The 21081-nt window shown below is 66.5% G+C and carries 22 protein-coding genes and 1 tRNA gene; 12 read left to right on the top strand and 11 right to left on the bottom strand.

Translation table 11 applies throughout. The annotated features are described in order from the left end of the window. The 6 genes from AC6EUH_RS09995 to AC6EUH_RS09970 are packed head-to-tail and all read right to left on the bottom strand — an operon-like array spanning window position 1 to window position 7741. On the bottom strand, window positions 1-1833 hold the full coding sequence (locus AC6EUH_RS09995; protein WP_499738528.1) for a protein kinase domain-containing protein: 1833 nt from the start codon (window positions 1831-1833) through the stop codon (window positions 1-3). Next, on the bottom strand, window positions 1830-3287 hold the full coding sequence (locus AC6EUH_RS09990; protein WP_056428682.1) for a peptidoglycan D,D-transpeptidase FtsI family protein: 1458 nt from the start codon (window positions 3285-3287) through the stop codon (window positions 1830-1832). The genes AC6EUH_RS09995 and AC6EUH_RS09990 overlap by 4 nt, the downstream gene beginning before the upstream one ends. After that, entirely contained in the window at window positions 3284-4735 is a 1452-nt protein-coding gene (locus AC6EUH_RS09985) for an FtsW/RodA/SpoVE family cell cycle protein (RefSeq protein WP_056428679.1), read from the bottom strand. Before AC6EUH_RS09985 ends, AC6EUH_RS09990 begins: the two co-directional genes overlap by 4 nt. Beyond that, window positions 4732-6516 carry a PP2C family protein-serine/threonine phosphatase gene (locus tag AC6EUH_RS09980; protein ID WP_499738527.1) on the bottom strand — a complete coding sequence of 595 codons (1785 nt, stop codon included), beginning with the start codon at window positions 6514-6516 and terminating at the stop codon, window positions 4732-4734. The genes AC6EUH_RS09985 and AC6EUH_RS09980 overlap by 4 nt, the downstream gene beginning before the upstream one ends. Before the next feature lie 2 nt (window positions 6517-6518). Beyond that, window positions 6519-6998: an FHA domain-containing protein FhaB/FipA gene (locus AC6EUH_RS09975; protein WP_224048084.1), complete on the bottom strand. Its 480-nt coding sequence runs from the start codon at window positions 6996-6998 to the stop codon at window positions 6519-6521. Beyond that, complete coding sequence (locus AC6EUH_RS09970; protein ID WP_056428670.1) at window positions 6995-7741, bottom strand: FHA domain-containing protein; 747 nt, start codon at window positions 7739-7741, stop codon at window positions 6995-6997. Before AC6EUH_RS09970 ends, AC6EUH_RS09975 begins: the two co-directional genes overlap by 4 nt. Window positions 7742-8184: 443 nt before the next feature. On the opposite strand from AC6EUH_RS09970, the gene AC6EUH_RS09965 reads away from it, so the two are divergent. After that, window positions 8185-8267: transfer RNA gene (locus tag AC6EUH_RS09965), tRNA-Leu, on the top strand. A 72-nt stretch (window positions 8268-8339) separates the two neighbouring features. Here the strand turns inward: AC6EUH_RS09965 and AC6EUH_RS09960 are convergent. Further along, window positions 8340-9029, bottom strand: coding sequence for a TetR/AcrR family transcriptional regulator (locus AC6EUH_RS09960; protein ID WP_082492642.1), 690 nt, complete (start codon window positions 9027-9029; stop codon window positions 8340-8342). A 184-nt stretch (window positions 9030-9213) separates the two neighbouring features. On the opposite strand from AC6EUH_RS09960, the gene AC6EUH_RS09955 reads away from it, so the two are divergent. The 4 genes from AC6EUH_RS09955 to AC6EUH_RS09940 all read left to right on the top strand — a co-directional run bounded on the left by AC6EUH_RS09955 (window position 9214) and on the right by AC6EUH_RS09940 (window position 13700). Continuing rightward, window positions 9214-10614, top strand: coding sequence for a flavin monoamine oxidase family protein (locus AC6EUH_RS09955; RefSeq protein WP_499738526.1), 1401 nt, complete (start codon window positions 9214-9216; stop codon window positions 10612-10614). A 48-nt stretch (window positions 10615-10662) separates the two neighbouring features. Next, on the top strand, window positions 10663-11577 hold the full coding sequence (locus AC6EUH_RS09950; protein ID WP_499738525.1) for a universal stress protein: 915 nt from the start codon (window positions 10663-10665) through the stop codon (window positions 11575-11577). Continuing rightward, window positions 11574-13097, top strand: a complete 1524-nt coding sequence (locus AC6EUH_RS09945; protein WP_499738524.1) for an APC family permease — start codon at window positions 11574-11576, stop codon at window positions 13095-13097. The genes AC6EUH_RS09950 and AC6EUH_RS09945 overlap by 4 nt, the downstream gene beginning before the upstream one ends. 120 nt (window positions 13098-13217) lie before the next feature. Continuing rightward, complete coding sequence (locus tag AC6EUH_RS09940) at window positions 13218-13700, top strand: pyridoxamine 5'-phosphate oxidase family protein (RefSeq protein ID WP_499738523.1); 483 nt, start codon at window positions 13218-13220, stop codon at window positions 13698-13700. Window positions 13701-13704: 4 nt separating this feature from the next. Here AC6EUH_RS09940 and AC6EUH_RS09935 read toward each other — a convergent pair whose 3' ends face one another. Continuing rightward, on the bottom strand, window positions 13705-14340 hold the full coding sequence (locus AC6EUH_RS09935) for an NADPH-dependent F420 reductase (RefSeq protein WP_056428656.1): 636 nt from the start codon (window positions 14338-14340) through the stop codon (window positions 13705-13707). Between the two features lie 73 nt (window positions 14341-14413). Further along, a complete protein-coding gene (locus tag AC6EUH_RS09930; RefSeq protein ID WP_499738522.1) occupies window positions 14414-15046 on the bottom strand; it encodes a hypothetical protein in 633 nt (210 codons plus the stop codon). A gap of 155 nt (window positions 15047-15201) precedes the next feature. Between AC6EUH_RS09930 and AC6EUH_RS09925 the strand changes: the two genes are divergently transcribed. Then, window positions 15202-15585, top strand: a complete 384-nt coding sequence (locus tag AC6EUH_RS09925) for a VOC family protein (protein WP_499738521.1) — start codon at window positions 15202-15204, stop codon at window positions 15583-15585. A gap of 58 nt (window positions 15586-15643) precedes the next feature. On the opposite strand, the gene AC6EUH_RS09920 is transcribed toward AC6EUH_RS09925, so the two are convergent. After that, the gene (locus AC6EUH_RS09920; protein WP_056428648.1) at window positions 15644-16048 is read right to left on the bottom strand and encodes a DUF5997 family protein; all 405 of its coding nucleotides are present in this window, start codon (window positions 16046-16048) and stop codon (window positions 15644-15646) included. Window positions 16049-16138: 90 nt separating this feature from the next. Between AC6EUH_RS09920 and AC6EUH_RS09915 the strand changes: the two genes are divergently transcribed. After that, complete coding sequence (locus tag AC6EUH_RS09915; RefSeq protein WP_200913012.1) at window positions 16139-16891, top strand: LysR family substrate-binding domain-containing protein; 753 nt, start codon at window positions 16139-16141, stop codon at window positions 16889-16891. 23 nt (window positions 16892-16914) lie between these two features. On the opposite strand, the gene AC6EUH_RS09910 is transcribed toward AC6EUH_RS09915, so the two are convergent. Further along, the gene (locus tag AC6EUH_RS09910) at window positions 16915-17250 is read right to left on the bottom strand and encodes a hypothetical protein (protein ID WP_056428646.1); all 336 of its coding nucleotides are present in this window, start codon (window positions 17248-17250) and stop codon (window positions 16915-16917) included. Between the two features lie 215 nt (window positions 17251-17465). Between AC6EUH_RS09910 and AC6EUH_RS09905 the strand changes: the two genes are divergently transcribed. The 5 genes from AC6EUH_RS09905 to AC6EUH_RS09885 are packed head-to-tail and all read left to right on the top strand — an operon-like array spanning window position 17466 to window position 21051. Continuing rightward, window positions 17466-17768: an urease subunit gamma gene (locus AC6EUH_RS09905; RefSeq protein ID WP_056428642.1), complete on the top strand. Its 303-nt coding sequence runs from the start codon at window positions 17466-17468 to the stop codon at window positions 17766-17768. A gap of 9 nt (window positions 17769-17777) precedes the next feature. Next, entirely contained in the window at window positions 17778-18107 is a 330-nt protein-coding gene (locus tag AC6EUH_RS09900) for an urease subunit beta (protein ID WP_499738520.1), read from the top strand. After that, on the top strand, window positions 18104-19879 hold the full coding sequence (gene ureC, locus AC6EUH_RS09895) for an urease subunit alpha (protein ID WP_499738519.1): 1776 nt from the start codon (window positions 18104-18106) through the stop codon (window positions 19877-19879). Before AC6EUH_RS09900 ends, ureC begins: the two co-directional genes overlap by 4 nt. A gap of 19 nt (window positions 19880-19898) precedes the next feature. Beyond that, a complete protein-coding gene (ureE, locus tag AC6EUH_RS09890) occupies window positions 19899-20381 on the top strand; it encodes an urease accessory protein UreE (RefSeq protein ID WP_499738518.1) in 483 nt (160 codons plus the stop codon). Continuing rightward, window positions 20362-21051 carry an urease accessory protein UreF gene (locus tag AC6EUH_RS09885; protein ID WP_499738517.1) on the top strand — a complete coding sequence of 230 codons (690 nt, stop codon included), beginning with the start codon at window positions 20362-20364 and terminating at the stop codon, window positions 21049-21051. Before ureE ends, AC6EUH_RS09885 begins: the two co-directional genes overlap by 20 nt. Window positions 21052-21081: the final 30 nt, after the last annotated feature.

Raw genomic sequence — 21081 nt, 5'->3', positions numbered from 1 at the left:
CTACGTTCCCGTTGGACTCGGGCTGGGCTCCGCGGCGGGGGCCTTGGCCAGGTGGTACGTGACGACGGAGCCGGCAGGCACATCGCTACCCGAAGCGGGCTCGGAGCTGACGAACGTGCCGGCTTCCTCGCCATTCGCCGGATCGACGTCGGCCCCCTTGGACCAGCGCAGTCCCGCATCCTCAATGGCCTTCTGGACCGCTTTTTCGCTGGCTCCGGACTGCAACGTCGGTACCGGTACCGTCTCCGGGGCCTTGGTTTCCGGGCCCTTGGAGTAGCTCACGGTGATGGTGTCACCCGGCTGGACAGGCCCGGACGGGTTGATGTCGACGACGGTCCCGGGAGCGGCGTCGTTGAAGACCTCGGCGCCGTCGACAGTCAGCCCCAGGCCGATCAGCGCGCTGCGGACGTCGTTGTATTGCTTGCCCAAGTACTCTTCCGGAATCAGGTTGATCGCGGCAGGCGTGGACTGGGTCGGCGTCGCGGAGCTGCTGGTGGGGCTTGGGCTGCTGGAGGTGGGCGAGGCTTTGGTGGTGGTCGGCTTCGCGCTGGTGGTGGTGGCCGCGCTGCTGCTCGCAGGCGTCTCCGGGAACAGGATTCCGGCCTGGGTCAGCACAATACCCACCAGCGAGAACAGCACCAGCAGTATCAGTGCGATCAGAGGCCACGTCCAGGGGCTGCGGCCGCGTTTTTCGGGCTCTTCGGCCGGCTCGTCGTAGTCGCCGTCGTCCTCCTGCTCCCAATCGCGTTCCGCGGCGAGGGCATCGGCCCGCGACAGCGTGTTGCGGGCTCCGTACGCGCTGGCGGCGGCTGCTCCGGCAGCCAGCCCCGCCGCGGCGCCGGCGCCGGCGCCGGCAGCGCCCACCACAGGCAAAGCCGACGTCGCTGACGTCGTCCGGTCCGCGCCGCTAATCACACCGGTCGCTGCCGTTGGGACGTCCACCGGCGCCGTGATGGGGCCGGTCGCCTGCTCAAAGAGCAGCATGCCCGGAACGGCGGCGTGCGCTGCGGCGATGTCACCGTTGCGGATGGCCTCGGCGGCCTCGGACAGTTTGAGGGCGTCGGCCGGGCGGTTCTTGGGATCCTTCGCCAGCATGGACATCAGCAGGGCGCGGACCGGCTTCGGCAGGGTTTCCGGCAGCGGCGGCGGAGCATCGTTGACCTGAGCCAGCGCGATGGCGATCTGGGATTCGCCGGAGAATGGACGGTGCCCGGTGAGGCACTCATAGCCGATCACGCCGAGGGCGTAAATGTCCGAGGCGCCGGTGGCCAACTGGCCGGTGGCCTGTTCCGGGGCCAGATACTGGGCAGTGCCCATCACCTGGCCGGTCTGCGTGAGCGGGACCTGGTCCGCCAGGCGGGCGATGCCGAAGTCCGTGACCTTGACGCGGCCGTCCGGGGTGATCAGGAGGTTGCCGGGCTTGATGTCGCGGTGGACGAGGCCCTGCGCATGGGCGACCGAGAGGGCGCGCGCCGTCTGGGCGATCATGGACAGGGTGCGGTCCGGGGACAGCACCTGTTCGTGTTCGATGATGCTGCTCAGCGGCTGGCCCGGGACAAGCTCCATGACCAGGTAGGCGGAACCCTCTTCCTCGCCGTAGTCGAAGACGTTGGCGATGCCCACATGGTTGAGGAGCGCGGTGTGGCGGGCCTCGGCGCGGAACCGCTGGAGGAAGCCGGGGTCGCCCGTGTACTCCTCCTTGAGCACCTTAATGGCGACGATGCGGCCAAGGATCAGGTCTTTGGCTTTCCAGACTTCTCCCATGCCGCCGATCGCAATGCGCGTGGTCAGCTGGAATCTGCCGCCGAGGGTGATTCCTGATGAAGGCCTCACTTATTCAACACCGCCTCAAAAATCTTCTTCGCATTCGGACTGGTTAGCTGTGCGCCGGTGGTGATGTCTACGCCCTCCATGACGATAGTCACAGCCACCTGCGGGTCATTCGCCGGGGCGAACCCGGTAAACCATGAGTTGTTCAGGCCGTTGCCGAGCTCTGCGGTGCCGGTCTTGCCGGCCACCGGGACGCCCGGCACGGCCGCGCCGCGGCCGATGCCTTCACTGACGACGCTGACCATCCACTCGTTGATCTGCCGGGCAATCTCCGGCGTGGTGGAGGTGCGCAGGACCTGGGGTTCCGGCTCGCTGATCGGCCGCAAGTCCGGGGAGCGTACGGCCTTGATCAGGCTCGGCTTCATCTGCACCCCGTCATTGGCGATCGCGGCGGTCATCTGGTTGATCTGGAGCGGCGTGGCGCGGACGTCCCGCTGGCCGATCGAGGACTGCGCCAGGCTGGCGTCATCCAGCTCTTCCTCGGGGAAGAAACTCGGGGCGGAGTCCAGCTTCAGCTGGTCGCCAAAGTCCTGCCCGAAGCCGAACTTAGACGCCTCATCCGCAATAGCCTTCTGGTTCAGATCCAGGGCGATGCTGGCGAACGGCGTGTTGCAAGACTGCTGCAGGGCGAAGGCAAAAGTCGCGGTATCGCGGGTGTAGCAGTTGCCGCCGGCGTAGTTGGGCAGCGTGTAGTCGATCCCCGGGAACGACATTTCGGCCGGGTTGGGCAGAATGCTGTCCTTGTTGTACTTTCCCGATTTCAGCGCCGCGGACGTGTCGATGATCTTGAAGACGGATCCCGGGGCCAGCAGTTCCCCGGTGGGTCCGCTGACGTTCTGGTTCAGGTTGATCCCGGGCACCTTGTTCAGCTCGGCGAAGTTGGCGGCCTCGGCCACCGGGTCTTGGGTGGCGATCAGGTTGGGGTCATAGGAGGGCTTGGACACCATGGCGATGATCTCGCCGGTCTTCGGGTTGGTCACCACGATCGATCCGCGCTGGCCGTCCGGTATGAGGTCGAATGCGAGCTTCTGGATCTCTGGATCGAGCGTGAGTTCGACGGAGGCTCCCTTGGGCTGGTTACCCAGGAAGAGCTGGCCGATCCGGTCCAGGAACTGCTGGTCGGAGCTGCCTGCAAGCTCCTGGTTCATCGTCTTTTCCAGCCCGGTGACGCCGAAGCTCCGGGAGAAGTAGCCGGTGATCCCGGCATACGGCTCCGGCTGCGTGTAGGTGCGCTGGAACATGCAGGTTTCCGCGGCAGGCACGGACTCCGCCACCGGTTTGCCGCCGACGATAATCGCTCCGCGGTCGTTGCAATAGTTCTGCAGGAGGGTGCGCTTGTTCCAGGCATTGGCCTCAAGATCGTCCGCACCGATTACCTGCACGTAGCTCAGGGCGCCGAAGATCAGCACGAACATGGCGATCGCGGCGATCCACGAGTTGCGAATGGCTTGATTCACAGTTTCACCGCCTCGGTGGGAGCGTCCGGATTCGTCCGTCCACTTCCGGGAAGGGCGGCCGGCTTCGAAGGCATTGCAGGGGTTACTTTCTGTCCGTCGGGTTCCTCGCCTGGAGCCAGCGGGGTGGTGTCCACCGGGCCGCGGGCCGAATGCGAAATCAGCAGCAGCAGTCCGACGATGATCCAGTTTGCCAGCAGCGAGGAGCCGCCAGCGGCGAGGAACGGGGTGGTGAGGCCCGTGAGCGGAATGAGCCGCGTGACGCCGCCGATCACCACGAAGCACTGCAGCGCGATGGCGAACGAGAGCCCGGTGGCCAGCAGCTTCCCGAAGGCGTCCCGGGTGCCGAGCGCTGCGCGGAAGCCCCGGGTGAAGAGCAGCAGGTACATCAGGACGATCGCGAACAGCCCAATCAGGCCCAGTTCCTCACCGAAGGAGGCAATGATCATGTCGCTGTTGGCGAACGGAACGAGGTTGGGTCGTCCCTGACCGAGGCCGGTGCCTACCAGCCCACCGTTGGCCATGCCGAAGAGGCCTTCCACGATCTGCAGGCTGCCGCCGAACTCCCGTCCGTAAACCTCGTCGGTGAAGGCGTTGAGCCAGCCATCAATCCGAAGCGCGACGTGGGAGAAGACGCGGGAGGCGACGAATCCGCCGGCCGCAATGAGCCCGACGCCGATAATCACCCAGCTGATCCGGCTTGTGGCCACGTAGATCATGACGAGGAAGAGACCGAAGAACAGGATCGAGGAGCCCAGGTCCCGCTGGAAGATCAGGACGCCGATGCTCACCAGCCAGGCGGCGATCATGGGACCCATGTCCTTGAACCGGGGGAACTGGATGGGGCCGACTTTCCGCCCGGCCAGCAGGATGAGGTCCCGGTTGGAGGAAAGATACCCGGCGAAGAATATGGCGAGGGTGATCTTGGCGATCTCACCGGGCTGGAAAGTCATGGAGCCGAACTTGATCCACACCCGCGCACCGAGGATCTCACCGGCCGATATGCCGGGAACCAGCGGAAGAATCAGGAGAACTGCGCTGACTGCCAGGGAGATGTAGGTGAAACGGCGGAGGATCCGGTGGTCCTTGAGGAACCAGATAACGGCGATCGAGACAGCCATCGCGACCAAGGTCCACCGCAGCTGGTTGTTGCCCGTGTCTTCCCCGACACGGTCCAGCCGGTGGATCATGGCCAGGCCAAGCCCATTGAGGGCCACCACCAGCGGAAGTATTACTGGGTCGGCATATTTGGCCCGGAAGCGCAGCACGACGTGGAAGGCGAGGGCCGCTGCGGCCAGCAGGCTCGATTGGAACCAGAAATCAGCGTCGAACGCCTTCTGTTTGTCCACGCCTACCAGGGCATTCGCGCCGATGCCGACGGCGAGGGCCAGCGCCAGGAGGACCAGTTCGATGTTCCGGCGCGGCTTGGGGGTTGGATCGATAGGTGTCATTGGCCCGCCTCGCAGATCGGCGCGGTGGGCGAGGGTGAGGGTGAGGGTGAACCGGCTGCGCCAGGGCTCGCCGTGGCTTTCGGGCTCGCCGTAGCTTTGGGACTGGCCGTGGCTTTGGGGCTCGCTGTCCCTGTCGGCGTGGCAGCGGACGGGGACGGCGACGGGGTGATGCACTCGTCCGCGGGAGCGGTGGTGCCGGTGCGTTCCAGGTTCTTCACGATGCGCTGGGCGTCATAGAGATCCCGGGCCGGCACGGTCTGGCGCACCCGCTGCTGGGAGAATTCGGGGAGATCTGACATCCGGATATCTGTCTCCGCTTCGAGGGTGGAAAGCTGGATGGGCCCCAGGCGCTGGGAGACCCCGTTGAAGATGGCCACGTGCTGGTTGTGCTCCCCGATGTAGTAACGCGTCTGGGTCCAGGCATAGCCGAGCCAGAGACCCACCGTGATCAGTGTCGCGATGGACGCGGCGATGGCGACTGTCACCCAGCGGTGGGGCCGGCCGGCCGGCTTGTACTCCTCGGCCTCTTCCCGCGCTTGCTCCGACTTGTGGGTCAGCACGGTGGCTGCCCGCCGGGCCATGGTGCGCCCCGCGATGGTGGGGATGGAACCGGATTCCGCGGCAGCGGCCGCAGCGCCTACGAGTTCGTGCGGGCGGCCGGCAAGTTCCTCGCGGAGCACCTCGGCAGAAAGATGCTCACCCAGGTGCGGATCCGTGGAAGTTGCGGGTTCTGCCTGATCGGAGTCGCTGCCGGCCGGTTTGTCATCCCCGGAGCCGGCATCTGCCGTCGGTTCCGCGGCCTTGGACGGTTCCGGGGCTGCTGCCTCGCCGGTGCCCGCGGCAACTGTGGTGTCGCCGGTGTTCCGGGGCGCTTCGATAGTCTTCGCTGCCCCAAAGGTGCTCCCGGATCGCCGCGGGGTGTTCTCGGACACGGTCGCGGTCACGGTGGAGGACGAGGGGGCCGGGACAACCTCGACCGCTGCGGTGCGGACGTCATCGGTGGTCTGTTCGGCGATTTCCAGCATCACGACCGTGACGTTGTCCGGAGCGCCGGCCTCAAGGGTGAGATCGACCAGCAGCTCGACGCATTCGCGCAGGTTCCTGGTCTCGCGGACGGTGCGCTCCACGACGTGGCCCGCCACGTAATTCAATCCGTCGGAACAAAGCAGCCAGCGCTCACCCGGTTCGACGTCAAGAGTGTCCAAGTCCAGTTCCGGGCTGGCGTCGACGTCGCCGAGCACGCGCATCAGGACGTTCTTGTGCGGATGTGTTTCCGCCTCCTCGGGCCGGAGCCGGCCTTCGTCGATGAGGCGCTGCACGAAGGTGTGGTCCACGCTGACCTGTTCGAATTCGCCGTTGCGCAGCCGGTAGGCCCGGGAATCGCCAATGTGGGCGAAGTGCAGTTTGCCCTCGGCCAGCAGGAGCGCCGTGACGGTGGTTCCCATGCCGGCCAGCTTGGGATTGATGTGGACGAGTTCGGAGAGCAGTGAATTGGCGGTCTGGATCTCATCGGCCAGGACGGTTCCGGCGTCGCCGTCGTAGTCATCCGTGTCGAGATGGATCATGTCCAGCACCGTGGCGGCTGAAGCCACGTCGCCGCCGGCATGTCCGCCCATGCCGTCGGCGACGACGGCGAGATGGCGGCCCACATACGCGGAGTCGTCGTTCTTCGCGCGGACACGTCCGACGTCGGAGCGCGCGGCGTAGCGCATGATGAGCGGCCGCGTCGGGGCAGGAGTGTTGCCTTCAGCCCTGTCTGCGGGCAAATCCGGGGCAGCCACGGCTACGGCCTCAATTCGATGACCGTCTTGCCGATTCTCACGGGGACACCGAGCTCCACGGGCAGTGCCCTGGTGAGCTGCTGATCGGCCAGATAGGTGCCGTTGGTCGAGCCAAGATCCTCGATGAACCAGCGGCTGCCTTGTGGAAACAGCCTGGCGTGGCGCCCGGAGGCATAGTCATCCTCCAGGACGAGGGTCGCCTCCTGGGCGCGGCCGAGAAGGATGGGGCTGGCCGCCAGCGGGATGGTGGTGCCCTTGAGCGGCCCCTCGGTCACCACCAGTTGCCGGGGCTGCTGCCGGACGGGGGCGGCGGGCTCGGCCAGGGCCGGGTTCTTGCGTACCTGCCGCGCCGTCGGGGCGCCTGCTGCTGCCTTGCGGCCGATCATGAGGTCGCGGCGCATGGCCGCGACGATGCTGAAGATCAGTACCCACAGGAGCAGGAGGAAACCGAAGCGCAAGGCGGTGATGGTCAGTTCGCTCACTGGCGGCCGCCTGGGCCGGCGGGCAAAAGGCGGTAGATGATCTTGGTCCGTCCCATCGTGATGGTGGAGCCGTCGGTGAGCTCCGAGGAGCCCACGACCTTGTGGCCATTGACGTAGCTGCCGTTCGTGGAGCCAAGATCAACGGCCTGGGCTGCCCCTGACCCCGTGCGGATTTCCAGATGGCGGCGGGAAACGCCGGTGTCGTCAATCAGGATGTCCGCCTCGGAGGAGCGTCCCAGGACGATCGACGGCGCGTTCAAGGAGTAGCGTTGCCCGTCGATGTCCAGGACGGGCTGCATCCGGGAGGGCTGGCGCGTCGGCGCGGCGGGCATGCCGCCATGCGCCGGCTGTTCAGGCGCGGAGGCGGCGGGGGACTTTTCGGTCCGCGATTTGATTTCGAAGTCGCCGGCCCGGCGCTCCTCGTCACGGCGGAAGCTGATCCGGACCGGACCCTGAAGCGTGTAGCCCTGGCTGCGCACGTGGTTGATGACGACGTCGCACAGCTCTTCGGCCAGCGGGGTGCCCCATTCCTGGGCCCGCTGGAAATCGTCGTCACTGAGGAGGACATCGAAGACGTTGGGGGCCAAGGTCCGTCCCGCGGCGATGGTGATGGCTTTGTTGTCCACCTCGCGGCGGAGGTGGCTGGCGATCTCGACAGGCTCCACCTGGGCGCGAGAACCGGTGGAGAAGACTCCGCGGACGGCCTTTTCGATGCCGCGCTCGACTTTGTCCAGCAATCCCATGGTCCTTCTCCTTTCGTGACGGCTGCAGGGCAGCATTCGTTCCGGAACTCGGTTTCCCACATCTGCGGGAGCCCGCTGGTAACGGGCACTCCTACATCAGATACTACTGGGCGAGTCTGGGAATGGCCTTAATGCGCGTCGCCACTCCGTGCCGGGAAATTGCGCCGGACGGCCCCTGACATGCGCTGACACCGGCGCGCGCCGCCGTACGGGGTGCGTGCTTCATCTGCGCCGGCAGGGTTCCGTTGCGCGTGCCGCGCCGTGCCGGGATACGGGCCGGGGGCAGGCCAAGTGCCCGACCCCACAGGCCCTGCGGACCCTCCTGCGCTACACCTTCGGGGGCCGATTGGTGTTTTCCCGCTGTTGTCCGTTATGCTTGATCTCGCTGCTTTTACGAGGTTGGCGGTCCGGATTCCGGGCCACGATTGAGTGGAAGAAGTTGCGCGCGAGTGGCGGAACGGCAGACGCGCTGGCTTCAGGTGCCAGTGTCCGAAAGGGCGTGGGGGTTCAAATCCCCCCTCGCGCACGCAATCGAAAGAACCCCGGTCTTCGGACCGGGGTTCTTTTCATTTAACCCGCCGACCCAACTATCCCAGCACTATCCCCGCAGCGCGCCGAATCCGGTAACGAGGGCCCCCAGGCCGAGTTCAAAGGCGACGTCGGCCTGGTTTTCGTACCCCTGATCGGCCAGACGTGCGACGGCTGCCGTGAAGTTCGGCGTCGATTCCGCCATGCTCCCCGAGTCGAAGATGTCTGACGGTGCGGTGACGTCGTAAGCCGAGCCGAAGATAAAGGATTCCAGGGCCACGATTGCCGAAATGATGCGCTCCTGCGGGAAGCCCGCCCGGCGGAATCCGGCGCTGACCGCCTCATACATGGCCAGCGTCTTGGGCGCATCGGTGACGGGCAGCACCGCGATCACCGGGATCAGCGGCGTGTGTTTGGAGAACACGTCGCGGTAGCTCCACGCCCAGCTGCGCACCGCCCGGTCCCACGGCTCGGCGTCGAAGGCGGACACGTCAACGAACGACGTCAAGTGGTCTTGAACCAGGACCAGGACGTCCCGTTTGGACGAGACGTGGTTGTACAGAGCCGACGGCGCCACATTCAGCGTCCGCGCCAGAGCAGCCATGGTGAACCCCTCATAGCCGCTCTTCCCGATGAGCTGGAGCGCCGCCGCGGTGATGCCGTCCTGGTCGAGAACGGCAGCAGCCGGCCTGCCCGCCCGGCGGCGCGGCTTCGCGTCGTGGCGGTGCGGATCTGCAGTGGCACTGGTTGATGCCGGCATTGCTGGCCTTTCTGCTGTCGCTGTCCTGGATGCTCCCATTGTGCCCCTACTTTACGGGCGACTTTACGGGCGAAAAATTCTTGGACCGGAGGTCTTCCCTGATGCATCTGAACGGTCTATAGTCTAAATGAACGGCATTCATTTAGTGGCCCGCATCACTCCGGGCGGCCGCAGAGAGGACATCATGCTGGAACTTGACCGCGACGTCGTCATCGTAGGAGCCGGCCCAGCCGGGCTGACCGCCGCCCGGGAACTAAAGAAGGCGGGACTGAGCGTGGCCGTCCTGGAGGCACGCGACCGCGTCGGCGGCCGCACGTGGACCGACACGATCGACGGCGCCATGCTTGAGATCGGCGGCCAGTGGGTCTCGCCGGACCAGACCGAACTGCTGGCGCTCATCGACGAGCTTGGCCTGCAGACCTACTCGCGGTTCCGCGAGGGCCAGTCCGTCTACATCGGTTCCGACGGCCAACGCACCCTCTACACGGGCGATACGTTCCCGGTTAGCGAAACCACCGCGGCCGAAATGGCGAAGCTCACCGCCCTGTTGGATTCCCTGGCCGCCGAGATTGGCCCCACTGAGCCGTGGGCCCACCCCAAGGCGCGTGAACTGGACACCATTTCCTTCCACCACTGGCTGCGCGAAAACTCCCCGGACGAGGAAGCCTGCAACAACATCGGCCTCTTCATTGCCGGCGGCATGCTGACCAAACCCGCCCACGCCTTCTCCGCCCTGCAGGCAGTCCTGATGGCTGCCTCGGCCGGATCCTTCTCTCACCTCACCGACGAGGACTTCATCCTGGACAAGCGGGTCATCGGCGGGATGCAGCAGGTCTCCCTGCTGATAGCCGCGGAACTGGGCGACGACGTGGTGCTGGACAGCCCAGTGCGCACCATCAACTGGGGTGCCGCCGCGGGAGCAAATGCGGGAGGGCGCACCGTGACCGCCGTATCCGAACGCGCCACGGTGAATGCGCGCTTCGTGATCATGGCGGTACCGCCGAATCTGTATTCCCGGGTCTCCTTTAATCCGCCGCTGCCGCGCCGCCAGCACCAGATGCACCAGCACCAGTCTCTGGGCCTGGTCATCAAGGTCCACGCCGTCTACAGCAGCCCGTTCTGGCGGGAGGACGGACTCTCCGGAACCTGCTTCGGGGCCGGAGCGCTGGTCCAGGAGGTCTACGACAACACCAACCATGAAGATCCCCGCGGCACGCTGGTCGGCTTCGTCTCGGATGAGAAGGCCGACGCCATGTTCGAGCTCAGCGCCGAGGAGCGCCGCCGGAGCATCCTGGAATCGATTGCCGGATTCCTGGGCGACAAGGCCCTCGAGCCGGAGGTCTACTACGAGTCGGACTGGGGGTCCGAGGAATGGACCCGCGGAGCCTATGCCGCCAGCTACGACCTCGGCGGACTGCATCGCTACGGCAAGGACCAGCTCGCGCCGGTCGGCCCCATCTACTGGTCGTGCTCGGATCTCGCCGCCGAGGGCTACCAGCACGTCGACGGTGCAGTCCGGATGGGACGCGGCACGGCGGCCCGGATCGTGGCAGCGGCAGACCGTGCCCCCGCAGCTTCCAGCTAGCCCATCGCCTCCAACCAACCCGCCAACAGTTCAGAAAGGATCGGCCAGATGCGTTACGTAGTGGGGTATTCAGCCAATGCCAGAGGCCATGATGCCGTCAATCTGGCCGTAGCGATGGCCCGCGGACGCGGTGCCAGCCTGGACCTCGTACTGGTGGTGCCCGAGGTCCAGCAGTTCGGCGCCGCGCATGCACCCAAAGCCGGTTTCGAGACCCTCCTTAACGAGCAGGCACGTGAATGGCTCGACGAGGCCCTCGCCCTCGTTCCGGCCGACGTCCCGGCGGAGGCACATATCCGCAGCGGCGACTCCGATGCCCATGCACTGATAGAGGCGGCCGAGGAACTCGGGGCGGACGTCCTGGTCATCGGGGCAACCAGCGGCGGGCTCTTCAAGCGGTTCACCATCGGTTCCGTTGCCAGTGCGCTGCTCCATGCATCCACGGTTCCGGTGGCCCTGGCGCCGCACGGCTACCACCGCAAGGAGGCCCTGACCAGGATCAGCTGCGGTCTTGGCACCCGGGCAGGGGCCGAAAAACTGCTCGACTTCGCCATCGGCATGGCGGCGAACCGGAAGGTCCCGTTACGGGTGGTATCCCTGCTGGCGCTCGACGGCGGCAACTCCGGCGACGCGGCTGCGACCGCCCGCGAGTACGCGGAGAAGACCGTTGCGGCCGCCGCGCCGGTCAACCAGTCGGGCGTCCAGCTGGCGGCGAAGACCGACGTCGTCGTCGCGCAGGGCCGGAGCATCGAAGAGGCCGTGGATGACCTCGACTGGGAAGATGGCGAGGTCCTGGTGATCGGTTCCAGCCGCCTTGCCCAGGCCCGCTCCATTTTCCTGGGCAGCACCGCCAACCGGATCCTGCGCGCCCTGCCGGTCCCGATGCTGGTGGTTCCCAGCGGTTACGAACTCAAGCACCAGAACCAGCCCACGTCGAATGACACGTCCGGAGAGGCACCCCAATGAGCACCGAACACGCGGCGGCCAAGACCTCGCACGACACCCACGCAGGACTGAGCGCCAAGGGCCTCAAGGCCGGATCGGTGGGCCTGATCGGCGCCGTCGTTATCGGTGTGTCCTGTATTGCGCCGGCCTACACACTGACTGCGGCCCTGGGCCCCACCGTCGCCGAGGTCGGAGTCCAGCTGCCGGCGATCTTCCTGGTGGGCTTCGTCCCGATGCTGCTGGTGGCCTTCGGCTACCGCGAGCTGAACAACGCCATGCCCGACGCCGGAACCTCCTTCACGTGGGCATCGCGCGCCTTCGGTCCGTGGATCGGCTGGATGGGCGGGTGGGGACTGATCGCCGCGACGATCATCGTGCTCTCCAACCTCGCAGCCGTGGCTGTGGACTTCTTCTACCTGATGCTGGCCCAGCTGTTCGGCAACCCCGAACTGGCCGACCTGACCCTGAACCTGCCGCTGAACATCGCCACGACGCTGGTGTTCATCGCGCTGGCCTGCTGGATCTCCTACCGCGGCATGGAAACCACGAAGGGGGTGCAGTACGTGCTGGTCGCGTTCCAGCTCTTAGTGCTCGGCTGGTTTGCGATCGCCGCCTTCAGCCACGTCGCCAACGGCACCGCCTTCGATGCCACCGCGATCACGCCCGAGTGGTTCAACCCGTTTGCCGTCGAATCCTTCTCGGCCTTCGCCGCCGGCGTGTCCCTCTCGATCTTCATCTACTGGGGCTGGGACGTCACCCTCACCATGAACGAGGAAACTCGCAACCCGGAGAAGACCCCGGGCCGCGCGGCCACCGTCACCGTGCTCGTCATCGTGATCATCTACATGACCGTCGCGCTGGCCACGCTGACGTACGCCGGCATCGGTGAGGAAGGCCTGGGCGCCGGAAACCCCGAAAACCAGGGCAGCATCTTCGCCGTCCTGGCCGGGCCGGTCATGGGTCCGTTCGCCATCCTGATGTCCCTGTCCATCCTGAGCAGCTCGGCCGCGTCCCTGCAGTCGACGTTCGTCTCACCGGCCCGGACGCTGCTGGCGATGGGCCACTACAAGGCGCTGCCGAACCAGTTCGGCCGGATCAGCCCCACGTTCAAGTCCCCGAGCTACGCCACGATCGCCGCCGCCATCGCCGCAGCGGGTTTCTACGTGATCACCCGGACCACCTCGGAGAATGCCCTGTGGGACACCATTACCGCGCTGGGCATGATGATCTGCTTCTACTACGGCATCACCGCCCTGGCCTGCGTCTGGTTCTTCCGGAGCGAAGCCTTCAGCGGGGCGCAGGCGTTCTTCTTCAAGTTCCTCTCCCCGCTCCTGGGCGGCGTCATCCTGCTGGTGATGTTCTTCAAGACCGCCTATGACTCCATGGATCCGGCCTACGGCTCCGGTTCATCCGTCGGCGGGATTGGCCTTGTGTTCGTCCTGGGCATGGGTGTCATCCTGCTGGGTGTGGTCCTCATGCTGGTGATGTACAAGGTGCGCCCGGAGTTCTTCAAGGGCAAGGTCCTGCCGAGGGGGTACTAGGCCCCCACCGCGACGGACCAAAGGTCCTCCACCCGCCGGCCACTGGAAAGTAAGCAAACTTACCAATAGGCTGGCGGGAGGGGGACCTTCCCCTGTTTGGAACCAGAACGAGGTGACAGCATGTCGGACGCAGAGAACATCAGCAAAGTTACGGACATCATCAACGATTCGCGGATCGGGATGTTCACCACCGTCAACGAAGAGGGCGCGCTCGTCAGCCGGCCGCTGGCCGTCCAGGACGTGAAGGACGACGGCGACATGTGGTTCTTCACGTCCGTCACCACCTCGCAGGTGGCCCATGTCCGGGCGCACCCGGGAGTCAACGTCTCGTTCGGCAAGGGGACGGAATGGGTGTCGGTGGCCGGAACGGCGGAAGTCGTCACCGACCGCCAGAAAATCCATGAGCTGTGGAACCAGATGGTGGAGGCCTGGTTCCCGGACGGCCCGGATACCCCCGACGTGGTGCTCCTTCACGTCGATTCCGACTCCGCTGAATACTGGACCAGCCCCGGCGGAACCGCCGCGACGGTGCTGCAGTGGGTCAAATCCAAGGTCACGCACAGCCGCATGAGCGTGGGGGAAAGCGGCACGGTGGAACTGTAGGTCCCTAGTCGATGATCTTGGGCCCTGCGGTCCAGTCGAAGGACTCGTAGGCCGGGTTGGCCTGCAGGGCCATGACGAGGAGCTCGAAGCCCTCCAGTTCCCGGGCATGCCTCAGCCCGCCAACCTTTAGTGGCCGGAGTCCTGCGGCTGCCGCAAACGACGCGACCGCGTTGGCCGCGTCCCCGGAGTCCGAGGCGATGAAGACGTCCAGCGGCATCCCGCCCTTTGCCCCGGCCGCCAGCGGGCCGGCGAACGTCGTGTTGAAAGCCTTGACCACTTCCGCGCCCGGCAGCAAGGCGGCGATTTCTTCGGCAGCCGAGGAGCCCGGTTCGACGGTGAGGGAATCGAAGTCCGGGTCGGTCGGGTTGCTGATCTCCACCACCGTCTTGCCGCTGAGGGTGTCGCCGTAGTGCGTCGCCACTTCCTTGGCCGGTTCGAAGTAGAGGGCCAGGACCACGATGTCACCCTCCGGGATATCGCCCAGTCCTCCGGAGGTGGTGTCAGCTCCCAGTTCGGCGGCGAGTTTGGCGGCGTGTTCCGGGGACCGGCTGAGGATCTGCAGCGAACGTCCCGCGGCCACGGCGCGGGTTCCGATCGCCCGGGCCATGTTGCCGCTGCCGATGATGGTGATGTCTGTCATGGGATTTCCTTCCGGGGACGACCGTGGCCTGTGGGTACGTTCCGCCTCAGCGACCAGCGGGTGGGATGCGCGCTCAGCCGAGCGCCGGGTCGGTGCTGGTGAATCCGGCAGGGCGGGCCGGGGCTTCACGCCCGACGCCGGCGGCCCGCTCGGCGTCGTCGAGGGCCTGTTCCAGCCGCGCAACGGCCGGGGCGTAACCTGCGTCCGTCCCGCCGCGAAGCCGCTCCGCGTCCTTCATCGCGCGGATCAGGGCGGCGGTCTCAGGCTGGCGGGAGTCACTCATGGCGGGGTAGTCGATGCTGAGCGCCGGGTCCAATTCGTAGCGCTGCCATCTTGCCAGGAGACTGCGGTGCCTGGCGGCAGCCGCCTCGTTGCTGGCTGCGATGTCCCGGGACGCACGCCGGGCCTCCTGCCGGCTGAGTTCCCTGGGTGTCCAGAAATAGGAGGCGGCAGCGGAGGCAACGGCGAGGACTCCCAGCAGCAGGCCCGCCCACGGTGCTGCCAAGGCGGGGAGGATCACGGCCGGCGCAACGATGGCGAGTCCGGCGAAACCGTCCCAGAATACTGAATCCGGCAAGACGTCACCGCCGGCGGCCACGTGCTTGCGGATGAGATACACCGAGCCTGCCGAAGCGCACACAACGATGACGGCCAGGGCAAGGAGTTGCCAAAGCGCGAACGGGGCGGGATAGAAAAGGGACGGCATTCCAACACCTCCAGGGATCCGGCCCGGGCGGGCGCGGTTCCGCTGATTCCATTGGAATCTATGGAAGGCGGGCCGTCAATGGTCCGGGGTTTGCGGGAACCCGCCGCGGCGGGTGCGGTTCACACCCGTGACGGTTCCGGCGTAGCCTAGGGCCCATGCGACTGAAAATGGTGAGTATCCACGTCAAGGACCCCGCCGCCGCCTATGAGTTCTACACCGGAATTCTGGGCTTTGAGAGCCTTCTGGTCATGCCGGAGCACAACCTCTTCATCGTGAAGGACCCGGCAGGGTCAGGCGGCGGATCGGTCGGGCTCCTGCTGGAGCCCAGCGACAACCCGATCGGATCCACCTACATGGATGCACTCCACGACGCCGGGATGCCTGCGATTGTCTTCGGTGTGCCCGATGTCCGGGCTGAGTTCGATCGGCTCGCGGCCAAGGGCGTGATGTTCCAGGGCGAGCCTTCCGACGGTCCCGGCGGAACCACGGCGGTGTTCGACGACGGGTGCGGGAACTTCGTCCAGCTCCACCAGGACTGAGCAGGACCTAGATGACCCTCGCCGTGATCCGGGCCAAGCCCGTGGCGAGGAACCGCGGCTACTCGGCGGCGGTGCGTGCCTTCTTGGCGTCCTTTTTCGCGGCCTCGTCCTTGACCCGCTGGGCCTCGGCGCGGACGGCAGCGTGCGTGGAGCGTTCGGCCACCAGCCATGCCGGGGGAGCCTGCAGCAGCGCGGTGATTTCCGCCGTCGTCAGCGCTTCCTCGACGCCGCCGCGGGCTAGGCCGCTGATGGAGACGTTGAGCTTCTGCGCCACCACCGGACGGGGGTGCGGGCCGTTGCGGCGCAGTTCGGCGAGCCACTCCGGCGGGTTGGCCTGAAGCTCGGCGAAATCGGCGCGGGAGATGACCGAATCCTGGAACTCCTGGGGTGTTGCGGGCAGGTAGATGCCAAGCTTCTTGGCAACGGTGGCCGGCTTCATGGACTGGGAGTTTGCAGAGGTCATGGTTCAAGGGTATCCGGCCAGAGCCTGACTGGGCACCGGCGCTGAGCACTGACACCCGCCATGCGACCGCCCGGGCGGTACTGTGAACATGTGTCCGCAGCCGAAGAAACGCCCCAGACCCCCGACGAAACCGCCGCCGTCCCGGCCGAAGCAGCAGCGCGGGAGTTGCGATTCGCGTACGTCGCCGGCGTGACGCCGGGCAAGTGGACCCGGCGCTGGGAAGAGCGGATGCCTGATGTTCCGCTGCACTCCTTTATGTCCGACGACGGCGCCCAGCTCGCCGTGCTGCGCGACGGAACCGCGGACCTGAGCTTCGTCCGGCTGCCGGTGGAGCGCGAAGGGCTGAGCGTGATTCCCCTGTACGAGGAGCAGCCGGTGGTGGTGGCGCCCAAGGGACACGAGATCTCGGTGTTCGAGGAGGTGGCCCTGGCAGACCTGTCCAAGGAAACGTTCCTGGACGTGGCGGAACTCGGCGGACCGGAAATGGCCCTGCAGGTGGTGGCCACCGGCGCCGGCCTGGTGATCCTGCCGATGTCCGTGGCGCGGCACTTCAACGTCAAGGACACCGTGGCCCGGAAGCTCACCGGTGCACCCACGACGGAGATTGCCGTGGCCTGGCCGAGCGACAGCACGGATGAGGTGATCGAGGAGTTCATCGGGATCGTCCGGGGCCGCACCGCCGCGAGCTCCCGCCAGCCTTCCGCCCAGCAGGAGAAGCCGAAGAAGGAACCGAAACCGGACCGCCGCGGTCCGGCCGTCAAGAAGCCCAAGGTGGCGCAGCGCTACGCGCCGAACCCGGATAAGGGCCGGGGCAAGGGATCACGGAAAAAGGGCAAGCGCTAAGGCCCGCCCTTGTCCTGCGGCCGCTACTTGGCGCAGGCGTCCTGGAGGGCCTTGACGGAATCGCCCGGGACCTGGTCGCCGGACTCGGCGATCTGGCGCAACGGGGTGGTGATCTCGGCGGGAACACCCGCGGTTTCCGCACCGGCGACGAGACCGCCCAGCAGTTCCTTGTCCTGGACACTGACCAGGCCGTCCTCCACGACCGCGCAGGCCTGCTTCTTCACTTCACTGCCGGCCGCCGTGGCAACCTGGGACGCGCCATCGCTGACGGCCTTGTTCGCGGCGTCCTGCACCTGACCGCAGCCCGTCAGGGCGATCATGAGCGTGGCAGCGGACAGGGCGGCGAGGCGGAGTTTCATGCCTCCACCCTAACAAGGGAGGCTGGGCGGAAGCTGCCCGCCGGCGGGGTACCGGCAACGTTCCGGCCGTGAGGCGGGCTGGAACCCAGGCCCCGGCTTGCGTCAGCTGCACACCAGTTTGTGACGTAAGAAACCTGCAGGAAACGTTCCCCGTCTACTCTGGCAACACCACGGCGCCGCCAGGCCCGTGACCGCCGGTGTGAAGGGAATCCGTCATGCACCTCTTGCCCCGTGAGCAGGAAAAGCTCATGATCGTGGTCGCGGCCGACCTCGCCCGCCGTCGCCAGTCGCGTGGGCTGAAGCTGAACTTCCCGGAGGCGGTGGCCATCATCAGCTACGAGCTGATCGAGGGCGCCCGCGACGGCAGGACCGTCGCGGAGCTGATGAGCTACGGCACCACCGTCCTGGGCCGCGAGGACGTTATGGAAGGCGTCCCGGAGATGATCCACGACGTCCAGATTGAAGCCACGTTCCCGGACGGGACCAAGCTCGTCACCGTCCACGATCCCATCCGATAGGGGAGCTGCATGATTCCCGGAGAATACGTCCTCAACACGGAGCCGGTGCTGGTCAACGCGGGCCGCGAGGCGATCGACGTCGTGGTGACCAACACCGGCGACCGCCCCGTACAGGTGGGATCGCACTTTCACTTTGCCGAAGCGAACGCCGCCCTGGCGTTCAACCGGCAGGCCGCCTACGGCCGGCGCCTGGACATCCCGGCGGGCACGGCGGCCCGGTTCGAACCCGGGGACAGCAGGACCGTCCGGCTGATCCAGCTGGCCGGCCGGCGCGAGGTCTACGGCCTGAGCAACGCGGTCAACGGCCCGCTTGCCCCGGTTGAGGAGGGACGCAAATGAGCTTCGAGTTGCCACGCAGGCAATACGCGGACCTGTACGGCCCGACGACGGGCGACGCCATCCGCCTCGCCGACACCGAACTCTTCCTCGAGATCGAGAAAGACCTCACCGTCTACGGCGAGGAAGTGGTGTTTGGCGGCGGGAAGGTGATCCGCGACGGCATGGGCCAGAACGGCCAACTGACCCGGGACGGGGACGTCCAGGGGGAAGACATTCCGGACACCGTCATCACCAACGTCGTGATCCTGGATTACACCGGGATCTACAAGGCCGACGTCGCGCTCCGGGACGGCCATATCTTCCGGATCGGCAAGGCCGGCAACTCGCAGATCACCGACGGCGTGGACATCGTGATCGGTGCCAGCACGGAGATCATCGCGGGCGAGCGGAAGATCCTGACCGCCGGCGGCGTGGACTCCCACATCCACTTCATCTCACCGGACCAGGTTCCCGCCGCGCTGTGCAGCGGCGTAACCACCATGATCGGCGGCGGCACCGGCCCCGCCGAGGGCACCAAAGCCACCACCGTAACCCCCGGAAAATGGCACATCCAGCGGATGCTGCAGGCCGCCGAAGGACTCCCGATCAACATCGGCCTGCTCGGCAAGGGGCACGCGTCCGCCGTCGAGCCCCTGGCCGAGCAGATCCGCGCCGGGGCGATCGGACTGAAAGTCCATGAGGACTGGGGCTCCACGACGTCCTCGATCGACACCTCGCTGCAGGTGGCGGATCAGTTCGACGTCCAGGTGGCCATCCACACCGACACGCTGAACGAGTGTGGCTTCGTGGAGGACACCATCCGGGCGATCGACGGGCGCGTGATCCACACTTTCCACACCGAGGGTGCCGGCGGCGGGCACGCCCCGGACATCATCAAGATCGCCGGGCTGCCCAACGTCCTGCCGGCCTCCACCAACCCCACGCTGCCGTACACCCGCAACACCATCGAAGAGCACCTGGACATGCTCATGGTCTGCCACCACCTCAACCCGGACATCCCGGAGGACGTGGCCTTCGCGGATTCGCGCATCCGCGCCGAGACCATTGCCGCCGAGGACGTGCTGCAGGATCTGGGGATTTTCGCGATCACGTCCTCGGACTCGCAGGCGATGGGCCGGGTGGGCGAGGTGGTCATCCGCACCTGGCAGGTGGCGGACAAGATGAAGCGGCAACGCGGCGTGCTGAAAGACCCCCAGAGGGACAATGCAGGCGGCGGTGTGCACGGCGCTGCGACCGGCCTTGGCGCGGAGAGCGACAACTTCCGGATCAAGCGCTACGTGGCGAAATACACCATCAACCCGGCCATCGCGCAGGGCATGGCGGACTCCATCGGCTCGGTGGAGGCCGGCAAGTTCGCGGACCTGGTGCTCTGGGAGCCGGCGTTTTTCGGGGTCAAGCCGGACCTTGTGCTTAAGGGCGGGCAGATCGCCTATGCGCTGATGGGGGATGCCAACGCCTCCATCCCCACGCCGCAGCCGCGCACCATGCGGCCCATGTTCGCCGCCTACGGCAAGGCCCTGCAGCAGTCCTCCATCACTTTCCTGTCCCAGGCCGCCATCGACTCCGGGGTCCCGGCGGAGCTCGGGCTGGAGAAAGTCATCCGGCCCGTGTCCGGCATCCGCAGCCTCACGAAAGCGGATCTCAAGTACAACGGTGCCACCCCGGACATCGACGTGGACCCGGAAACGTACCGGGTCACCGTCGACGGCGAGGACGTCACCTGCGAACCGTCCGACGTGCTGCCCATGGCGCAGCGCTACTTCCTTTTCTAGGCTCCCGGAGGAGACAGGCATGATCATCGAAAAGGTCCTCGGCAACACCCACGACCTTCGCTCCGGACCCGACCCGTATGCCGGGCTCCACCGGGAAAGGGTGGTGCTGCCCAGCGCCCAGCTGGTCAAACGCGTCCAGCGCGTCACCACCGATCACGGCAAGGAAATCGGCATCCGCCTCCCGTCCGGGTCCGGGGACCTGCGCGACGGCGACATCCTGCACGTCGCGGACACCAACATGATCGTCGTGTCGGTGCTGCCCACCGATGTCCTGGTCATCGCGCCGCGTTCCATCCACGAGATGGGCGTGGTGGCGCATTCCCTCGGGAACCGGCACCTGCAAGCCCAGTTCTTCGAGCCCTCCTCGGAATATGGCGCCGCCGTGATGGTCTGCCAGTACGACCACACCGTGGAGGACTACCTCAAACTCGTCGGAGCGCCCTATGACCGCCAGGAGCGCGTGATGCCCGTCCCCTTCCGCCATGCCGAACACAGCCACTAGCCCCGCGCCCTACCAGCTGGCCCTGCAGCAGCTGTGCGATTCGGCGCTGCCGACCGGGGCGTTTGCTCACTCGCTGGGGTTTGAAAGCTACATCGAGCGCGGACGGGTCCATGATGAGGCGTCGTTCGGGGTCTGGCTGTCCGCCTTCGTGGGCCAGCAGCTGACCTATTCGGACGCCCTGGCTATCCGGTTCCTCTATGAGGATTTTTCCGTCGCTGAACTGGATGCATTGCTGACGGCCCAGCTGCTGCCCCGGCAGCTGCGCGAGGCCAGCGTCAAAATGGGCACCCGGCTGCTGGAGATCGGCGCGGAGATCTTTCCGTCCGCTGAACTGGCGGACTACCGGGAGCTGGTGGGTTCCGGCCGCGCCGCCGGCCACCAGCCGCTGGCGTTCGCCGTCGTCGCGCGTTCCCTGGGCGTCCCGCTGCCGGAGGCCCTCTCCGCCTACCTCTTCGCGGCGGTGACGTCGTTGACGCAGAACGCCGTCCGGGCAATTCCTCTGGGGCAGAACGCCGGCCAGCGGCTGCTGCGGCAGGCCGCCGGCGACGTAACGGCCGCCGTCGCACGGGCCGGGAGCCTGGACCTTTCCGACTTCGGGGCGGTCAGCCCCGGCCTTGAAATTTCGCAGATGCGGCACGAACGCCAGCGTGCCCGCATGTTTATGAGCTAAGTCCGCCACACGAGAAATATGTCTGGAGAA

This window comes from Arthrobacter sp. 001422645 (assembly GCF_059816125.1).
Note: the sequence above shows the minus strand (reverse complement) of the source record. Positions and strands in the feature narration are given on the sequence as shown.

What these genes read in the sequence shown, in the direction of transcription:
- AC6EUH_RS09985 (WP_056428679.1), bottom strand. Translation starts at nt 4,735, where the DNA reads ATGACACCTATCGATCCAACCCCCAAGCCGCGCCGGAACATCGAACTG.
- AC6EUH_RS09970 (WP_056428670.1), bottom strand. Translation starts at nt 7,741, where the DNA reads ATGGGATTGCTGGACAAAGTCGAGCGCGGCATCGAAAAGGCCGTCCGC.
- AC6EUH_RS09960 (WP_082492642.1), bottom strand. Translation starts at nt 9,029, where the DNA reads ATGCCGGCATCAACCAGTGCCACTGCAGATCCGCACCGCCACGACGCG.
- AC6EUH_RS09955 (WP_499738526.1), top strand. Translation starts at nt 9,214, where the DNA reads ATGCTGGAACTTGACCGCGACGTCGTCATCGTAGGAGCCGGCCCAGCC.
- AC6EUH_RS09950 (WP_499738525.1), top strand. Translation starts at nt 10,663, where the DNA reads ATGCGTTACGTAGTGGGGTATTCAGCCAATGCCAGAGGCCATGATGCC.
- AC6EUH_RS09945 (WP_499738524.1), top strand. Translation starts at nt 11,574, where the DNA reads ATGAGCACCGAACACGCGGCGGCCAAGACCTCGCACGACACCCACGCA.
- AC6EUH_RS09940 (WP_499738523.1), top strand. Translation starts at nt 13,218, where the DNA reads ATGTCGGACGCAGAGAACATCAGCAAAGTTACGGACATCATCAACGAT.
- AC6EUH_RS09935 (WP_056428656.1), bottom strand. Translation starts at nt 14,340, where the DNA reads ATGACAGACATCACCATCATCGGCAGCGGCAACATGGCCCGGGCGATC.
- AC6EUH_RS09930 (WP_499738522.1), bottom strand. Translation starts at nt 15,046, where the DNA reads ATGCCGTCCCTTTTCTATCCCGCCCCGTTCGCGCTTTGGCAACTCCTT.
- AC6EUH_RS09925 (WP_499738521.1), top strand. Translation starts at nt 15,202, where the DNA reads ATGCGACTGAAAATGGTGAGTATCCACGTCAAGGACCCCGCCGCCGCC.
- AC6EUH_RS09920 (WP_056428648.1), bottom strand. Translation starts at nt 16,048, where the DNA reads ATGACCTCTGCAAACTCCCAGTCCATGAAGCCGGCCACCGTTGCCAAG.
- AC6EUH_RS09910 (WP_056428646.1), bottom strand. Translation starts at nt 17,250, where the DNA reads ATGAAACTCCGCCTCGCCGCCCTGTCCGCTGCCACGCTCATGATCGCC.
- AC6EUH_RS09905 (WP_056428642.1), top strand. Translation starts at nt 17,466, where the DNA reads ATGCACCTCTTGCCCCGTGAGCAGGAAAAGCTCATGATCGTGGTCGCG.
- AC6EUH_RS09900 (WP_499738520.1), top strand. Translation starts at nt 17,778, where the DNA reads ATGATTCCCGGAGAATACGTCCTCAACACGGAGCCGGTGCTGGTCAAC.
- ureC (WP_499738519.1), top strand. Translation starts at nt 18,104, where the DNA reads ATGAGCTTCGAGTTGCCACGCAGGCAATACGCGGACCTGTACGGCCCG.
- ureE (WP_499738518.1), top strand. Translation starts at nt 19,899, where the DNA reads ATGATCATCGAAAAGGTCCTCGGCAACACCCACGACCTTCGCTCCGGA.
- AC6EUH_RS09885 (WP_499738517.1), top strand. Translation starts at nt 20,362, where the DNA reads ATGCCGAACACAGCCACTAGCCCCGCGCCCTACCAGCTGGCCCTGCAG.